Raw genomic sequence first — 15,715 nt, 5'->3', positions numbered from 1 at the left:
GCCGGTCACGGCTGCATGAGCACCTTGACCGCGCCGTCCTGCTTGCGCTGGAACATGTCGTAGGCGTGCGGCGCGTCGGTCAGCGGCACGCGGTGCGTGGCGAAGTCGTCGACGCCGAGGGGGTCCTCGTCGGTGAGGTACGGGATGATCTCGTCGCTCCAGCGGCGGACGTTCGCCTGCCCCATGCGGATCTGGATCTGCTTGTCGAACAGGGTGAGCATCGGCATCGGGTCGGCCATGCCGCCGTAGACGCCGACGAGCGAGAGGGTGCCGCCGCGCCGGACCAGGTCGATCGCGGTGTAGAGGGCGGCGAGCCGGTCGATGCTGAAGCGTTCCGCCATCGGGCCGCTCAGTTTGCGGGGCAGCATCGACGAGGCGTTCTGCACCATGCGGGCCATCACGCTGCCGTGCGCCTCGGTGCCGACGGCGTCGATCACGGCATCGGGGCCGCGGCCGTCGGTCTGGTCGCGGATCGCGGCGACCAGTTCCTTCTCGTCGTCGAAGGAGCGCAGGTCGAAGGTCTCCACGCCCCGTTCGCGCGCCCGGCGCAGCCGCTCGGGGACCAGGTCCACGCCGAAGACCCGCCCGGCGCCCCGGACCTGGGCGACCCGGCAGGCCATGTCGCCGATGGGGCCGAGGCCGAGTACGGCGATGCTGCCGCCCTGCGGGATCCCGGCGTAGGCGACCGCCTGCCAGGCGGTGGGCAGCACGTCGGAGAGGTAGACGAACCGGTCGTCGGGCGGCCCCTGGGGGACCTTGATGGGACCGTACTGCGCCTGCGGGACCCGCAGGTACTCGGCCTGGCCGCCCGGGACGGCGCCGTACAGCCGGGTGTAGCCGAACAGGGCCGCGCCCATGCCCTCGGCGCCGACCTGCGTGGTCTCGCACTGCGTGGGCAGCCCGGTCAGGCACATCCAGCAGTTGCCGCAGGCGATCTGAAAGGGCACCACGACCCGGTCGCCGACCTGGAGGTCCGGCACCGCGGCGCCGACCTCCTCGACGATGCCCATCGGCTCGTGGCCGAGGATGTCGCCCGGGGTCATGAACGGGGTGAGCACCTCGTACAGGTGCAGGTCGGATCCGCACAGTCCGGTGGAGGTGACGCGGATGATCGCGTCCGTCGGCTCCTCGAGCCGTGGGTCGGGCACGTTCTCCACCCGCACGTCCCGCTTGCCCTGCCAGGTCACTGCCCTCATCGCCGCCCGCTCCCTCCGTCGTGGCCGGTGTGTCGCTGATGCGGTGGGGCCCCGGGTACCCGAGCGGTCCCGGGCCCAACCGCGCATCGCTGCGCCGATCGGTGGACCCACCGCGCGGCATGGCCACCGATCGCGTATGGCCAACGACGATCGGAAAAGCACATAATCAAGACACTCCAGGACACAGGCAGGCACGGTGGCGACGGTGGGCACGGGACGAGAGGCGCGCACGCGGCGCGGCACGGCGACGAGGGCCCTGCTGGCCGTCCTGATGACGGCCGGCCTGGCGGCCGGCTGCACGACGTCCGGGGGCTCGACCGACGACGGGCGCGGCTCGACGGCGCCGTCCGCGCGGGAGCCGCGGCCGAGCGGACCGGACGGCCCCCCCGTGCTCGCGGTGAAGATCGACAACGCCCCTGCCGCCCGGCCCCACACGGGCGTGGACGCCGCGGACGTGGTGTACGTCGAACAGGTCGAGGGCGGGCTGAGCCGGCTGATGGCGGTGTACGCCACCCGGCTCCCCGAGTCCGTCGGGCCGGTGCGCAGCGCCCGTGAGTCCGACCTGGAGCTGCTGCGCCAGTTCGACCGGCCGGTCCTGGCCTTCTCCGGGGCGCAGGGCAAGCTCCTGCCGCTGATCGACCGGGCACCGCTGGAGGGGGTGACACCCGAGTCGTCGCCCGGCGTCTACGCCCGGGGCACGGACCGTCCCGCCCCGCACAACCTGTACCTGCGGCCGGAGCGGCTCATGGACGGTCCGCCCGGCCGGGCCGCCCTGACCACCGGCTTCCGCTTCGGTCGGCCTCCCGCGGGCGGCGAACCGGAGGACGCGCTCACGGTGCGCTACCCGGCGACCCGCTTCACCTTCACCTGGTCGGACGCCGACGGCCGCTGGCCGGTCTCGATGGACGGCGTCCCCGCGACCACCGCGGGGGGCGACCGGCTGGCGCCCGCGACCGTGGTCGTGCAGTACGTGACCGTGCGCCGCTCCGGCTACCGGGACTTCCTCGGCAACAACACCCCGTACACCGAGACGGTGGGTTCCGGGGAGGCCACCGTGCTGCGCGAGGGCCGTGCGTACGAGGCGCGCTGGAACCGCCCGACCGCCGAGGACGGCACCTCGTTCACCACCGGGGACGGCGAGCGGATGACCTTCGCACCCGGTCAGGTGTGGGTGGTGTACGCGGAGGCCCCCTGACCGACCCGGTCCGCCCGGTGCCCGGTCCGTCCGGTCAGCGCGGGACGGCCGGGGACCCGGCGGGGTTGCGCAGCCCCTCGGCCGCGTCCGCGACCCGCCGGATCAGATCGAGGAACACCGCCTGCTCGTCGGTGGCGAGCGGGGCCAGGAAGACCTGGTTCATCCGCGCGGTGCGCACGGCCAGCTTGCGGTGGGTGCGTACGCCGTCGTCGGTGAGGCGCAGCAGGAAGCGCCGGCCGTCCTGCGGATCGCGGACCTTGTCGAGCAGTCCGCGCCGGAGGAGCCGGCTGATCACCTCGGCGATGGTGGACCGGTCCAGTCCCACCCGCTCCCCCACGGTCCGCTGGTCCAGGCCCGGTTCGGCGACGAGCGCGTTGAGGACGGCGAACTGCGGCGAGGTGGTCTCCTCGGAGACCATCGTGTTCCACAGCAGGTGGTGCGCCTGCTGGAGCCGCCGGGCCAGGTGTCCGGGATGGGTGGTGAGGTCCACCGCGGCCATGCGCGCCTCCACGGTCGGTTTCGTCATCGATTTCGTCGGTGCACTGAACGATACCCGCTGCAGGGACGACTATCTGACGTCCTCGCACCTGTCCTGACATCGGATCCTCCGGGGTATTGACGCTCTCGGCCTCGCGATGGCAGCGTGAGGGCAACCTCGCGGAAATACTCAGTGCCCTGACTAATGAGGGTCGGGTCCGCTGGAAGGGATGGGGGGTTCCTCGGATGGACAAGGTGGTCGCCTCCGCCGCGGAGGCGGTGGCGGACGTACCGGAGGGTGCGTCGCTGGCGGTGGGCGGTTTCGGGCTGAGCGGTGTGCCGGACGTGCTGATCCGGGCGCTGTACGGGCGCGGGGTCGGCGGCCTGTCGGTCGTCTCCAACAACTGCGGGGCGCTGGACTCCGGCCTCGCGGTGCTGCTGGCGGCGGGGCGGATCACCCGGGTGACCGGCTCCTACATCGGCGCGAACAAGGAGTTCGCCCGGCAGTACCTGGCCGGGGAGCTGGAGGTGGAGCTGATCCCGCAGGGCACGCTCGCCGAACGGCTGCGCGCGGGCGGCGCGGGCATCCCTGCCTTCTACACACCGGCGGGGGTCGGCACGCAGGTCGCCGAGGGCGGGCTGCCGTGGCGCTACGACGGCTCCGGCGGGGTGGCGCTGGCCTCCCCGGCGAAGGAGGTGCGGGAGTTCGACGGCGTGGAGTACGTACTCGAGCGCGGCATCCGCACCGACTTCGCGCTGGTGCGGGCGGCGAAGGGCGACCGGCACGGGAACCTGGTGTTCAACAAGTCCGCCCGCAACTTCAACCCCCTCGCGGCGATGGCCGGCCGGGTGACCATCGCCGAGGTGGAGGAGCTGGTCGAGCCCGGCGCCCTCGACCCCGACGCGGTGCACCTGCCGGGGATCTTCGTGCAGCGGGTCGTCGCGCTGACGCCCGGGCAGGCGGCGGACAAGAGGATCGAGAAGCGGACGGTGAGCGGCTGATGGCCTGGACGCGGGAGGAGATGGCCGCGCGGGCGGCCCGCGAACTGGGGGACGGCCAGTACGTCAACCTCGGCATCGGACTGCCCACGCTCATCCCCAACCACCTCCCGCCCGGTGTCGAGGTGGTGCTGGAGAGCGAGAACGGCATCCTCGGCACCGGCCCCTACCCCACCGAGGACGCCGTCGACCCGGACCTGATCAACGCCGGCAAGGAGACCGTGACCGTCCTGCCGGGGGCCTCCTTCTTCGACTCGGCGTTGTCCTTCTCGATGATCCGGGGCGGGCACATCGACGTCGCCGTCCTCGGTGCGATGCAGGTGTCCGCGCACGGGGACCTGGCCAACTGGGCGGTGCCCGGCAAGCTCGTCACCGGCATCGGCGGTGCCATGGACCTCGTCCACGGCGCCCGCACCGTGATCGTCGTGATGACGCACACCGCCAAGGACGGCTCGCCGAAGATCCTCGCCGAGTGCACGCTGCCGCTGACCGGCAGGGCGTGCGTGGACCGGATCATCACCGACCTCGGCGTCCTCGACGTCACCGACGGCGGACTCGTCCTCGTCGAGACCGCTCCCGGCGTGACCGTCGAGGAGATCACCACCAAGACCGGAGCCGAACTCACCCTCGGGGAGGGCCTGTCGTGACCGACGCTCTGACACAAGCCGACATCGACCGGGAGATCACGGCCGAGCGCGCCGCGTACGAGAAGCGGATCGCCGGCGGCGCGCCCGTCGAGCACCATCCGCGTCGCGAGTACGCGCCGTACCGCTCCTCGGTGCTGCGCCACCCCAGGCAGCCGCCGGTCGCCATCGACGTGTCGAAGGACCCGGAGCTGGTGGAGCTGTCCTCCCCCGCGTTCGGGGAGCGGGACATCACCGAGACCGACAACGACCTCACCCGGCAGCACCACGGTGAGCCCGTCGGTGAACGCATCACCGTCTCCGGCCGGCTGCTGGACCGCGACGGCCGTCCCGTGCGCGGTCAGCTGGTGGAGATCTGGCAGGCCAACTCGGCCGGGCGGTACGCCCATCAGCGCGAGCAGCACGACGCCCCGCTGGACCCGAACTTCACCGGCGTGGGCCGCACCCTCACCGACGCCGACGGCTGCTACCGCTTCACCACCGTCCAGCCCGGCCCGTACCCGTGGCGCAACCACGTCAACGCCTGGCGGCCGGCGCACATCCACTTCTCCGTCTTCGGCACGGCGTTCACCCAGCGGCTGGTGACGCAGATGTACTTCCCCAACGACCCGCTGTTCCCGTACGACCCGATCCTGCAGTCCGTGACCGACGACGCCGCCCGGCAGCGGCTGGTCGCCACCTACGACCACAGCCTGTCGGTGCCGGAGTTCTCCCTCGGCTACCACTGGGACATCGTGCTCGACGGCCCGAACGCCACCTGGATGGAAGAAGGGCGCTGACCACCATGACGAAGATCGACACGAGCAGGCCCGAGAACGTGCTGCCCACCCCCTCGCACACCGTCGGCCCCTTCTACGGCTACGCGCTGCCGTTCCCCGGCGGCGAGGAGATCGCACCGCTCGGGCATCCGGACACGGTCACCGTGCACGGGTACGTGTACGACGGCGAGGGCCGGCCGCTGCCGGACGCCCTGCTGGAGCTGTGGGGGCCGGACCCGGAGGGCGACCTGCCGACGGCGGACGGCTCGATGCGGCGCGATCCGGCGAGCGGCGGCTTCCTGGGCCGCAACGGCGTGGAGTTCACCGGCTTCGGGCGGATCCAGACCGACGCGAACGGCCACTGGTACGCGCGCACCCTGCGCCCCGGAGCGCGCGGCCGGAGCGCGCCGTACCTCAGTGTGTGCGTCTTCGCGCGGGGCCTGCTGGTGCACCTGTTCACCCGGATCTACCTGCCGGACGACGAGGCGGCACTCGCGGCGGACCCGCTGCTGGCCCGCCTCGACGCCGACCGCCGCGACACGCTGATCGCGGACGACGAGGGCCGCGGCACGTACCGTTTCGACATCCGCCTTCAGGGCGAGGGCGAGACGGTCTTCCTGGAGTTCACGTGACGTCAGCCGATTCCGACACCGGTCTGCTCGCTCCCGGGTGGGCCGGTTCCCCGGCCGCGGCCGAGACGGCGGACGCGGCGTTCCTGCGGGCACTGCTCGACGCGGAGACGGCGCTGACCCGGGCCCAGGCCGCCCTGGGGCTCGCCCCGGACGGGGCCGTGGCCGCGGTGACGGAGGCGGCCGGCCCCGGACGCTTCGACCTCGCGTCCCTCGCCGAGCGGGCGCGGACCGGCGGGAACCCCGTGATCCCGCTGGTCGCGGACCTGACGCGGGCGGTCGGCGAACCGTACGGCCCTTATGTGCACCGCGGTGCGACCAGCCAGGACATCATGGACACGGCGATGATGCTGGTGGCCCACCGCGCCCTGGCCCCGGTCCTTTCCGACCTCGCCCGCTGCGAGCGGGCGCTGGCCCGCCTGGCCGCCGAGCACCGCGACACCCCGATGCCGGGCCGGACGCTCACCCAGCACGCCGTACCGACGACGTTCGGGCTCAAGGCGGCCGGATGGCGGTCGCTGGTGCTGGACGCCCGGGACCGGGTGACGGCGGTACGCGGCTCGCTGCCCGCGCAACTCGGGGGCGCGGCGGGGACGCTGGCCGCGTTCACGGCGTACGGCGCCGAGGACGCGACCGGGCTCCCGGCGGCCTACGCCCGGGAACTCGGGCTCCGGGAACCGCCGCTGCCCTGGCACACCCTGCGCACACCGATCGCCGACCTCGCCGGGTGCCTCGCCCTCACCGCCGGCGCGCTGGGCAAGCTCGCGGTGGACGTCCTCACCCTCTCCCGCACCGAGATCGCGGAGGTCGCCGAGGGCAGCGGCGGCGGCTCCTCCGCCATGCCGCACAAGGCGAACCCGGTGCGGTCGACGCTGATCGCGGCGGCGGCCCGGCGCGCACCGCAGCTCGCGGCCACGCTGTACGGCGCGCTGGCGGCCGGGGACGAACGGCCGGCCGGGGCCTGGCACGCCGAGTGGGAACCGCTCAGGGACCTGCTCCGGCTGGTCGGCGGTGCCGCCCGGGACGCCGCCGAACTGACCGAGGGGCTGCGGGTGCACCCGGACGCCATGCGCGCACACCTCAAACTCACCCACGGGTTGATCGTCTCCGAGCGGCTGTCCGCCGAGCTGGCGCCCGTGCTCGGCCGCGCCCGCGCCAGGGAGCTGCTCACGCGGTTGGCGCGGCGGGCGTACGAGGAGGGGCGCGACCTCGGTGAACTGCTCGCCGCGGAGCCGGAGTCCAAGGACCTCGACGTCGCCGCCGCGAGCGATCCCTCCCGTTACACCGGCTCCGCCGGTGTCCTCACCGACCGTTCTCTGGAGCGACGTTGACCGACACCCTCCTCAACCACCGCGCCGAAGGCCCCGCTTCCGCTCCCCCGCTGCTCCTGGGTCCCTCGCTCGGCACGTCGTACGCCCTGTGGGACGAGGTGGCGTCCGAGCTGTCCACCGCGCACCGGGTGGTCCGCTGGGACCTGCCGGGGCACGGCGGTTCGGCGGCCGGGCTGATCGGTGCCGGTGCGACCGTGGGCGATCTGGCGGAGCTGGTGCTGGCGCTCGCCGACGCGCTCGGCATCGAGCGGTTCGGGTACGCGGGAGTCTCGCTCGGCGGTGCGGTGGGGCTGCATCTGGCCGTGCACCACCCGGAGCGGGTGTCGTCGCTGGCCGTGATCTGTTCCTCGGCGCACTTCAACGGCGCGAAGCCGTGGGAGGAGCGGGCGGCGCTGGTGCGGCGCGAGGGGCTGGCCGGGCTGGCGGAGAGCGCCGGCGCCCGCTGGTTCACCCCCGGCTTCACCGTGCCGCGGCTGGTGCGGGACCACCGGGAGGCCGATCCGGACGCGTACGCCGCCTGCTGTGACGCGCTGGCCGCGTTCGACCTGCGGGAACGGCTCGCGGAGATCGAGGCGCCGACGCTGCTCATCGCCGGCCGGGAGGACCCGGCGACCCCGCCCGCGCATCTGCGTCAGATCGCGGACGCGGTGCCGGGCGCCGCGCTCGTGGAGATCCCGGGGGCCTCGCACCTGGCGCCGGCGCAGTGTCCGGAGGCGGTGCTGACGGCGCTGCGGGCACACCTCAACGGGGCTGCCGGGCGCGGCATGGAGGTGCGCCGCGAGGTGCTGGGCGACGCGCACGTGGACCGGGCGCAGGCCCGGCAGACGCCGTTCACGGCGCGCTTCCAGGACTTCATCTCGCGCTACGCCTGGGGCGAGATCTGGACCGATCCGACGCTCTCCCGCCGGGAGCGCAGCATGATCACCCTCACCGCGCTGGTCGCCCGCGGCCACCACGACGAGCTGGCCATGCACGTGCGCGCGGCGCGCCGCAACGGGCTCACGTCCGAGGAGATCGGGGCGGTGCTGCTGCAGACGGCGGTGTACTGCGGGGTGCCCGCGGCCAACTCGGCGTTCGCGACGGCCCAGCGGGTGCTGGAGGAGGAAGGCCGCTCCTGACTCCGCGTTGCCCTCCGGCGCCGGGCCGGGCAGGCGCCTTCGTCGCGGCGGGCGGGGACCGCGGCGGGACGCGTGCGGTCGCGGCCGCCCCGCAGGACGTCTCCGCCGTCGGCTCCCTCGGTACCGGTTGCGAGGAGGCACCGGCCGCGGTCCGCGCCGCGCTGCCGTCCCGGTGGCCGCGGCCCGCCACCGCCACGTGTCATCGCGACGACACGTGTCCGGCGCCCGTCGCCAGTTCGGCCAGCGCGCGTTCCGCCAGGCCGTCCGCGCCGCAGGAACGCGCCAGTGCCAGGCCCCGCTCGAGGTCCGCACGGGAGCGGGCGAGGACGCCGTACTCGACGCGGGCCGCGGCGTGTTCGTACTGGCAGGGCGACGACTCCAGGTACCCGACCGCCCGGGCGGCGAGGCGGACCGCGCGCTGGCCGGTCTCCAGGACGGCGGCGACGCGCAGGGCCTCCCCTATGGCGGTGTCCGTGCCGAAGCGTTCGGCCCGCCGGCGGATGTCGACGGCGAGCCGGGCGGCACGGGCGGGGTCCTCGGTGGCGAGGGCGCGGGCGAGGTCCGCGGCCCCGAACACGTGCACCGGGTTGTGGTGGCCGCGGGCGGCCGCCGCCTTCTCCGCCGCCTCCAGTTCGTTGACGCCCTCCTCGGTGCGGCCGACGGCGAGCAGCAGCCGGCCGCGCACGGAGCGCAGGTCGGGCAGCACGACGGTGGACGGGTAGGGCGGTGCGAAGCCGTGCCGCTCGGCCACCGCCCAGGCCTCGTCGGCATGGCCGCGGACGAGCAGCGTGTCGACGAGGTTGCAGGTCACCGTCCAGTACAGGGGCAGTCCGCGGCCGACGCGTTCGGCGAGGTCCAGGGCATCGCGCAGCGACCGCTCCGCGGCCTCCAGCCGGCCCCGCCTGCGGTGCCCGAGGCCCACGTAGGCGTGGGCCAGGGCGAGGTGGCCGCCGCTCCAGCCGGCGGTCTCGTAGGCGCGCAGGGCCTCGTTGCAGAGGCTTTCGGCGCGGTCGAGGCGGTCGGTGTAGGCGTAGGCGCTGGTCAGCATCAGCAGCAGTTCGACGCCCCACTCGGAGTCGGTCCAGCCGAGGCCGGGGGCGAGGCGGCCGTTGACGAGGGCGCGGTCGCAGAGTTCGACGACCTCCTCCGCGTTCTCGCCGCGCATCATGGCGTCGAAGCCGCGCAGGATGAGCAGCACGCGTTCGGAGTTGTCCCGGCCGGTGCAGGTGGCGGCGAGTTCGGCCAGCCGCTCGGAGCGGCCGGGGGAGGTGGTCTCGCCGGCGTGGATGCCCTCCCACATGAACTGCACGGCCCGCAGCCGCAGGTGGGCGGGGCCGGAGCCGAGCCGGGCGGCCTCCGCCTCGACGGTGCGCACGGCCTCCTCCATCTGGTCGTTGTGGAGGAGCGCCTGGGACAGCCGGACCACGGCGTCCACCCGCTTCTCGCCGTCGAGGCCGGGCATGCCGAGCGCGGCCCGCAGATGGCCGATGGTCCGGGCGGGCGCGGTGAGGAAGGTGGCGCAGCCCAGTTCGTAGAGCACGTGCGCGTGGACCTCGGGGCGCGGCGGTTCCTCCAGGGCGCGTTCCAGGCAGCGGCGGGCGGCGTCCGGGGCCCCGACGGCGAGGTGTTCGCGGGCGGCGTCGCGCAGTTGCCCGACGAGTTCCTCGTCGTCGTCCGGATGCACTTCGAGGAGGTGGCGGGCGGCCGCCGCGGCGCCGCGCCCGGAGTCGGTGACGATCCGGGCGGCGATGCCGTGCATGGCGCGGCGCAGGGCGTCGGGGATGGAGTTGTAGACGGCGGTGGCGATCAGCGGGTGGACGAACTCGAGGTCGGCGGGTCCGGTGCGGCCCGTGGACGGGTCGGGGGCGGTGAGGATGCGGGCGGTGCGCAGGAGTTCGGCGCAGCGGACGGCGTCGTCGTGGTCGAGGGTGGCGAGCCGGGCCACCAGGTCGACGGTGATGTCGGAGCCGAGGATGGCGGCGGCCCAGGCGAACCGGGTGGCGTCTATGCCGAGTTGTTCCAGGCGGGCGACGAGGCCGCCGCCGCGGGCGGAGCGGTTCAGCTCGCGCAGTTCGCCGGCGTGGGCCTCGACTGGTTCGAGTTGGCTGTCCTGGACCTTGGCGAGCAGTTCGACGGTCTCGTAGGGATTGCCGCCGGTGACGGCCCACACCTCGCGGCAGAACGCGGCGTCGGCGTTCTCGCCCAGCGTGGCGCGGGTGAGTCCGGCCGTGGCGGCCGGGGTGAGGGCGCTCAGGGTGGTGACGGGGCGGTCGGCCGCGGCGGCGACGGCGTCCAGGTGGCGGGCGCTCGCTCCGGATATCTCGCCGGGCCGGCGGGCGACCACGACGAGGACGGACAGGTCCGCCAGGCGTTCGGCGAACCCGGCGAGCCAGTACAGGGTCTCCTGGTCGGCCCAGTGGGCGTCGTCGATCAGCAGCACCAGCGGCCAGTCCCTGCGGGCCAGCCGGCGCACGGCGGCGATCAGTCCCTCGCACACGCCCTGCGGGTCGGCGTGCCGGGCGCCGGGCTCCGCTACGCCGAGGGCGGGGCCGGCGATGTCGTACCAGTCGCCGAGGTACTCGCGCGCCTCCTCCGGCAGCATCGACACGAGGGCGGGCTGGAGGAGTTGGCGCACGACGTTGAAGGGAACGGAGCGCAGGGTCTCGCCGCCGCGGGCGGACCACACGGTGCAGCCGCGCTGTTCGGCGATGCGCCGGGTCTCGGCCAGCAGCGCGGTCTTGCCGAGACCCGCCTCGCCGCAGAGCACCAGCAGGCTGCCGGGCGAGGAGCGGTCCGCACACAGGGTGTCGACCGCCTGTGCGAGGGCGGCGACTTCCTCGTCGCGCTCCCACAGGGAAGCCGAGGCGGCGACCGTGGGCCGTACCTCCGTCATCCCGCTACCTCCCCAGTCGCCCGAACGACGTACAGACCTTGAGCGTAGTCCTCCGGCCGCCCCGGTGGTGGCAGGTCGGGGCAGCTGTTGCCGTGACGGGTGACGCCGGGGGCGAGGGGTCGACGCGTCCCGCCCTTCACCTGGGGCTGCCGGTCAACACTTGCCGAAGCCGCGGGAGATGACGAACGCGGGGCGAGCGCGGGGAGAACGGTGGCGGTGCGACCGGCGCGCCGGGGCGGAGGAACCCGCCGGGTGCTCCGCCCGCTCCTCGGGGCATATGACGGATCTCTCTCATCCGGCTTTCACCGACGCCTCATACGGTGGGGGCATGACGCAGGTGACTCCTCCCGGGTGGTACCCCGACCCCGGGCAGCAGAATGACGGACCGCCCACCGAGCGCTGGTGGGACGGCGGGGCCTGGACGGACCGGGTCCGTCCGGCGGGGTCGGCCGCCGGCTGGGGTCCTCCGGCGGCGGGCGGCGGTGCCGGGCCGGCGTACCCGGCGTACCCGGCTCACCCGGCCCTTCCGGCGTATCCCGCGCAGGCGCCGTCCGGCCGGGGGCGCGGGATACGGATCGGGACAGCCGTCGCCGCGGCCGTCGCCGTGCTGGCGAGCATCGGAGTCGGCGTGTACGCGCTGACCGACGACGGCGGGGGCGGCACCTCCGCGGCCTCGCGGGGACCGGAGGGACGGGACGGCGGTCCGGGCGGCGGCGGCTCCGGCGGCCCGGACGGCGGCGGTGAGAGCCCGGGCCCGGACGCGTCCGGGCCGCCGCGGATCGAGAGCGGATCGGTGACCGACGCACTGAGCGGTATCAGCCTGCCCGTCCCGGACGGCTGGTACGGCCAGGAGCTCCCGGTGGGCGCCCAGGTGACGTCGAAGGACGCGTACGACTGCCCCGGCGACACCTCCAAGACCTGCACCAAGGGCGGGGCGTACTCGGCACCGGCCCGGGCGCTCGGCACCCGCGGCTCCACCGCCGAGGAGGTCGCCAAGGCGGACATCTCCGCGAACGCCGAGGAGTCCTACGGCGGCGACTCCTACGGAAGGATCACCTCGCACGAGGTGCTCGCCTCCAAGGCGGTGACCGTGGCCGGGCAGAAGGGCTACCTGGTGCGCTGGAAGGCGGTCACCAGCAAGGGCGCCGACGGGTACGTCCAGTCGCTGGCCTTCCCCTCCCCCGCGCGGCCGCAGCAGATCGTCGTGGTCCGCTTCGGCGTGGACACCGATCAGACGCAGTCCGTCCTCGACGAGATCGCCGAGGGCATCGAGGCGGCGTCGGGCGGCGGCAACGGGCGGGACGTCTGACCCGGAACCCGCGGCGGCCGGGTGGGGCGCCCCTCCGCTCAAGGGGCGCCCCACCCGGCCGGGGGGTGCGCGCCGCCCCCGTCCCCACGGTGCGGCGCGGCCGGACCGCCGTCCGGTCATCCCGTGGACGGCGGACCGGGTCTCATCGAAGGCCGAGCGCCGGCAGCACGGCGGCCTCCACGAACCGGAGCAGGTAGTCCGGGCCGGCGTTGTCCCCCTCCAGGATGGGCCGGATCCGCAGCACACCGAAGATCTGGGCCGGGATGTACTCCAGCGCCGGATTCCCGGCCGCGACCTCCCCGCGCTCGACGCCGCGCCGGATGATCTCCTGCAGCGCGGCGACCTCCGGTTCGACCAGCGCCTCGCGCAGCGCCCGTGCCAGTTCCCGGTCCTGGAGGACCGCGTGCCCGAGCGCCTGGAGCAGCGTGGTGTCCTTCGCCGACCACTGGCCCGCGCACCGCGCGGCCTCGCGCAGATCGCCGGCGAGCGTGCCGGTGTCGATGCCCGCGAGCCGGACCTGCCGGTTGGCACGGAGGGCGGCGGCGACGAACTGCGGCTTGGTCCGCCACTGCCGGTAGAGCGTGGACTTGCTGCACCGCGTGCTGGCGGCGATCCCGTCCATGGTGACGGCGTCGTAGCCGCACTCGCGGATCTGGTGCAGTACGGCGTCGAAGAACTCCTGCTCACGCTCGGGCGTGATCTTGGAGCGGCGCGAGGTGCCGACCGGTTCGGGTCGGTCCGCGGCCTGCGGCGTCATCGGCTCGGCTCCCTTGCCCTTCGTGCTCCTGAACGGCGAGTGCGTCCCCCGGGGGTGCGCACTCCAGTGTGTCCCATGTCAATCGATACGCCAGTGTACCGGTACGGAATCGTATCGGTACACTGGCGTATCGGTACGGGAGCGTATCGATAGGAGTCGGTACCCGCGCGCACCGGTGAACTGGGCCCGGTCCACGAGTCGGCGGCTCCGTCAGCACCACGACAGCACCGCCGTCAGTGAAAGGGCCGGGGATGAGCCGGGGGACGAACGTCCGCAACGCGCCTGACCCTGCGGGGTCCGGCGGACCGGCGCGCCCGCCGCTCGTCCGGGAGCTCCTGCTCGTCGCGGGGCTCTTCCTCGTCTACAAGGCCGGCCGGCGGCTGGCGGCCGGCCACACCGGCGAGGCCCTCCGCAACGGGCACGACGTGTGGCACCTGGAGCGCGCGCTGCGCCTGCCCGGTGAGGGCGCGGTGCAGTCCCTGCTGCTGCACGGGGACGGCCTCGTGCACCTCGCGAACACCTACTACGCGGCCGTCCACTTCCCGGCCACCGCGGCCTTCCTGGTCTGGCTCTGTCTGCGCCGTCCGGCGCACTACACCTGGGCGCGCCGGGCGCTGGCCGCGGTCACCGCCGCCGCGCTGGTGCTGCACCTGGTGTTCCCGCTCGCCCCGCCGCGGATGCTCGCCGCCACGGGTCTGGTGGACACCGCGCGGGTGTACGGGCCGTCGGTCTACGGCCCGCCGCAGACCGACCAGTTGTCGAACCAGTTCGCGGCGATGCCCTCCCTGCACTTCGGCTGGGCGCTGATGGTGGCGATCGGCCTGATCGCCGCCACCCGCTCGCGATGGCGGTGGCTGTGGTCGCTGCACCCGCTGCTCACGCTGCTGGTGATCGTGGGCACGGCGAACCACTTCTGGCTGGACGCACTCGTCGCGGCGGCCCTGCTCGGTCTCGCGCTCGCGGTGCTGCGCCGACCGCGGCACACGGCGACCGGGGCGGGACGGGTCCGGGCCCGGCACACACCGGCGAAGGACCGGGCGCCGGCGGGAACGGGCCGATGAGCGCCGTCCTCGTGGCCGTCCTGCTGTCCCTGGTCTCGGCCGTCGCCTACGCCGCCGCGGCGGTCACCCAGGAACGCCTGGCCTCCCGGACCTCCGGCACCGGCACGCCGCGGCTGCCGGCCGGCGGCGCCTGGTGGTGGGCGGTCACGCTGAACGCCTCGGGCGCGCTGCTGCACGTCGTGGCCCTCGGGTACGGTCCGCTGACCGTGGTCCAGCCGCTCGGCGCGCTGACCCTGGTCGCCGCGGTGCCCCTGGGGGCGCGGATCGCGGGGCGGCGGGTCGGCGCGGTCGAGTGGCGGGGCACGGCGTTCACTCTCGCCGGCCTCGCGGCGATCCTGGTCACGGCGTCCGGCGCGGCGCCCGACCGGGTGCTGGGTGTCCCCGAGGCGCTGGTGGTCGCGGGCGGCGCGGCGGCCCTCATCGGCGTGCTCGCCTGGCCGGGTTCCCGGCCCGGTCTGCGGCACGCGACCGCCTCGGGCATCGCCTCCGGGGTGGCCTCGGCGCTCACCCGGACCGTGACGGTCGCGGTGACGGACCGGTCGGGGTCGTTGCCGAGCGTCCAGGTGATCGGGGTGGCGCTGCTCGTGGCCGCCTTCGCGACCGGTGGGCTGCTGCTGTCGCAGACCGCCTACCGGGGCGGGCTGGGCGCCCCGCTCGCGGTGGTGACGCTGGCCAACCCGGTGGCGGCCGGGGTGATCGGGCTCTGCCTGCTCGGCGAGCGGCTTCAGGGCGGACCGGTGGGTGCGCTGTCGGCGCTGACCGGGGCGGGGCTCGCCTCCTGGGGCGTGGTGCTCCTGACCCGCGCGACACCCCGCAGGGCGGGGGATCCCGGGGGCCGGCCGGTTCCCGGGATCCGCCGACCGCCCGCCCGGCCGCCCGCGACGCACACAGGGGCTGCGCGGGGAGCGGGCGGGGAGGCCCGTCCCCTCCCCCCCCCCAGGGGCGTCGCTCGGTGGTGGAGCCCTCGCTCGCCGGGCGTCCAGGAGGGTTCGACGCTGATCCGCGCACGGGGCCACGAGCGGGTACGGACGAGGTGGTCCCGGATCGCCCGGCCCGTGCGTGCCTCGCCCGCGACGCGGGCGGCCCCGGGCTCCGCGGGGAGGTGCGGACCCGACACCGCGCGCAGCAGCGTGTCCGGGGAGACCGGTGAGGCGCCCTTGCGGTGCACCCGTTCCGGGTCGTGGGACCCCGGGAGCGGCACCTCGTCCTCGGGGGACTCGCTCTCCGGCCCCCGTACACCCGCGCCTCGGGCCCGGCCGTCGGCGGACCGGTCCCGGGCCGGGACCGTCGGGGTCACCGGACCGGTCTCCGTCTCCGGGCCGGCCGGGGACCCGAGCCGTGCGAACCG

General features: G+C 74.6%; 14 protein-coding genes and 1 pseudogene. 10 read left to right on the top strand and 5 right to left on the bottom strand.

The features are described 5' to 3' along the window. Window positions 1-5 precede the first annotated feature (5 nt). Complete coding sequence (locus tag RIM90_RS08785; RefSeq protein ID WP_309060028.1) at window positions 6-1,196, bottom strand: zinc-dependent alcohol dehydrogenase; 1,191 nt, start codon at window positions 1,194-1,196, stop codon at window positions 6-8. Window positions 1,197-1,392: 196 nt separating this feature from the next. Between RIM90_RS08785 and RIM90_RS08780 the strand changes: the two genes are divergently transcribed. Next, window positions 1,393-2,391 carry a DUF3048 domain-containing protein gene (locus tag RIM90_RS08780; RefSeq protein ID WP_309060027.1) on the top strand — a complete coding sequence of 333 codons (999 nt, stop codon included), beginning with the start codon at window positions 1,393-1,395 and terminating at the stop codon, window positions 2,389-2,391. 34 nt (window positions 2,392-2,425) lie between these two features. Here the strand turns inward: RIM90_RS08780 and RIM90_RS08775 are convergent, their stop codons facing one another. After that, the gene (locus tag RIM90_RS08775) at window positions 2,426-2,890 is read right to left on the bottom strand and encodes a MarR family transcriptional regulator (protein ID WP_309060057.1); all 465 of its coding nucleotides are present in this window, start codon (window positions 2,888-2,890) and stop codon (window positions 2,426-2,428) included. 224 nt (window positions 2,891-3,114) lie between these two features. Here RIM90_RS08775 and RIM90_RS08770 point away from each other — a divergent pair, with 224 nt between their 5' ends. The 6 genes from RIM90_RS08770 to pcaD are packed head-to-tail and all read left to right on the top strand — an operon-like array spanning window position 3,115 to window position 8,347. After that, a complete protein-coding gene (locus RIM90_RS08770) occupies window positions 3,115-3,870 on the top strand; it encodes a CoA transferase subunit A (RefSeq protein ID WP_309060026.1) in 756 nt (251 codons plus the stop codon). Further along, on the top strand, window positions 3,870-4,514 hold the full coding sequence (locus RIM90_RS08765; protein ID WP_309060025.1) for a CoA transferase subunit B: 645 nt from the start codon (window positions 3,870-3,872) through the stop codon (window positions 4,512-4,514). Before RIM90_RS08770 ends, RIM90_RS08765 begins: the two co-directional genes overlap by 1 nt. Beyond that, window positions 4,511-5,290, top strand: a complete 780-nt coding sequence (gene pcaH / locus RIM90_RS08760) for a protocatechuate 3,4-dioxygenase subunit beta (protein WP_309060024.1) — start codon at window positions 4,511-4,513, stop codon at window positions 5,288-5,290. The genes RIM90_RS08765 and pcaH overlap by 4 nt, the downstream gene beginning before the upstream one ends. A gap of 5 nt (window positions 5,291-5,295) precedes the next feature. Further along, window positions 5,296-5,901, top strand: coding sequence for a protocatechuate 3,4-dioxygenase subunit alpha (gene pcaG, locus RIM90_RS08755; protein ID WP_309060023.1), 606 nt, complete (start codon window positions 5,296-5,298; stop codon window positions 5,899-5,901). After that, complete coding sequence (pcaB, locus tag RIM90_RS08750) at window positions 5,898-7,229, top strand: 3-carboxy-cis,cis-muconate cycloisomerase (RefSeq protein ID WP_309060022.1); 1,332 nt, start codon at window positions 5,898-5,900, stop codon at window positions 7,227-7,229. The genes pcaG and pcaB overlap by 4 nt, the downstream gene beginning before the upstream one ends. Next, window positions 7,226-8,347 carry a 3-oxoadipate enol-lactonase gene (gene pcaD / locus RIM90_RS08745; RefSeq protein WP_309060021.1) on the top strand — a complete coding sequence of 374 codons (1,122 nt, stop codon included), beginning with the start codon at window positions 7,226-7,228 and terminating at the stop codon, window positions 8,345-8,347. The genes pcaB and pcaD overlap by 4 nt, the downstream gene beginning before the upstream one ends. A 199-nt stretch (window positions 8,348-8,546) precedes the next feature. Here the strand turns inward: pcaD and RIM90_RS08740 are convergent, their stop codons facing one another. Further along, a complete protein-coding gene (locus RIM90_RS08740; protein ID WP_309060020.1) occupies window positions 8,547-11,240 on the bottom strand; it encodes an AAA family ATPase in 2,694 nt (897 codons plus the stop codon). A gap of 328 nt (window positions 11,241-11,568) precedes the next feature. Here RIM90_RS08740 and RIM90_RS08735 point away from each other — a divergent pair, with 328 nt between their 5' ends. After that, on the top strand, window positions 11,569-12,549 hold the full coding sequence (locus tag RIM90_RS08735; protein ID WP_309060019.1) for a DUF2510 domain-containing protein: 981 nt from the start codon (window positions 11,569-11,571) through the stop codon (window positions 12,547-12,549). Between the two features lie 142 nt (window positions 12,550-12,691). Here the strand turns inward: RIM90_RS08735 and RIM90_RS08730 are convergent, their stop codons facing one another. Next, the gene (locus RIM90_RS08730) at window positions 12,692-13,306 is read right to left on the bottom strand and encodes a TetR/AcrR family transcriptional regulator (protein WP_309060018.1); all 615 of its coding nucleotides are present in this window, start codon (window positions 13,304-13,306) and stop codon (window positions 12,692-12,694) included. Between the two features lie 251 nt (window positions 13,307-13,557). Here RIM90_RS08730 and RIM90_RS08725 point away from each other — a divergent pair, with 251 nt between their 5' ends. Further along, a complete protein-coding gene (locus tag RIM90_RS08725; RefSeq protein ID WP_309060017.1) occupies window positions 13,558-14,367 on the top strand; it encodes a phosphatase PAP2 family protein in 810 nt (269 codons plus the stop codon). Continuing rightward, window positions 14,364-15,183, top strand: a pseudogene (locus tag RIM90_RS08720) (hypothetical protein); the annotation flags it as partial. The gene RIM90_RS08725 and the pseudogene RIM90_RS08720, both read left to right, overlap by 4 nt. Here the strand turns inward: RIM90_RS08720 and RIM90_RS08715 are convergent. After that, the gene (locus RIM90_RS08715) at window positions 15,092-15,535 is read right to left on the bottom strand and encodes an SIP domain-containing protein (protein ID WP_309060056.1); all 444 of its coding nucleotides are present in this window, start codon (window positions 15,533-15,535) and stop codon (window positions 15,092-15,094) included. The pseudogene RIM90_RS08720 and the gene RIM90_RS08715 overlap by 92 nt on opposite strands. Window positions 15,536-15,715 lie beyond the last annotated feature (180 nt).

This window comes from Streptomyces sp., from assembly GCF_031181555.1.
GTDB classification, from domain to species: domain Bacteria; phylum Actinomycetota; class Actinomycetes; order Streptomycetales; family Streptomycetaceae; genus Streptomyces; species Streptomyces fimbriatus.
Note: the sequence above shows the minus strand (reverse complement) of the source record. Positions and strands in the feature narration are given on the sequence as shown.

Excerpts from the sequence above, each read along its gene's own strand:
- RIM90_RS08785 (WP_309060028.1), bottom strand. The coding sequence starts at position 1,196 with ATGAGGGCAGTGACCTGGCAGGGCAAGCGGGACGTGCGGGTGGAGAAC.
- RIM90_RS08775 (WP_309060057.1), bottom strand. The coding sequence starts at position 2,890 with ATGGCCGCGGTGGACCTCACCACCCATCCCGGACACCTGGCCCGGCGG.
- RIM90_RS08770 (WP_309060026.1), top strand. The coding sequence starts at position 3,115 with ATGGACAAGGTGGTCGCCTCCGCCGCGGAGGCGGTGGCGGACGTACCG.
- RIM90_RS08765 (WP_309060025.1), top strand. The coding sequence starts at position 3,870 with ATGGCCTGGACGCGGGAGGAGATGGCCGCGCGGGCGGCCCGCGAACTG.
- pcaG (WP_309060023.1), top strand. The coding sequence starts at position 5,296 with ATGACGAAGATCGACACGAGCAGGCCCGAGAACGTGCTGCCCACCCCC.
- RIM90_RS08740 (WP_309060020.1), bottom strand. The coding sequence starts at position 11,240 with ATGACGGAGGTACGGCCCACGGTCGCCGCCTCGGCTTCCCTGTGGGAG.
- RIM90_RS08735 (WP_309060019.1), top strand. The coding sequence starts at position 11,569 with ATGACGCAGGTGACTCCTCCCGGGTGGTACCCCGACCCCGGGCAGCAG.
- RIM90_RS08730 (WP_309060018.1), bottom strand. The coding sequence starts at position 13,306 with ATGACGCCGCAGGCCGCGGACCGACCCGAACCGGTCGGCACCTCGCGC.
- RIM90_RS08725 (WP_309060017.1), top strand. The coding sequence starts at position 13,558 with ATGAGCCGGGGGACGAACGTCCGCAACGCGCCTGACCCTGCGGGGTCC.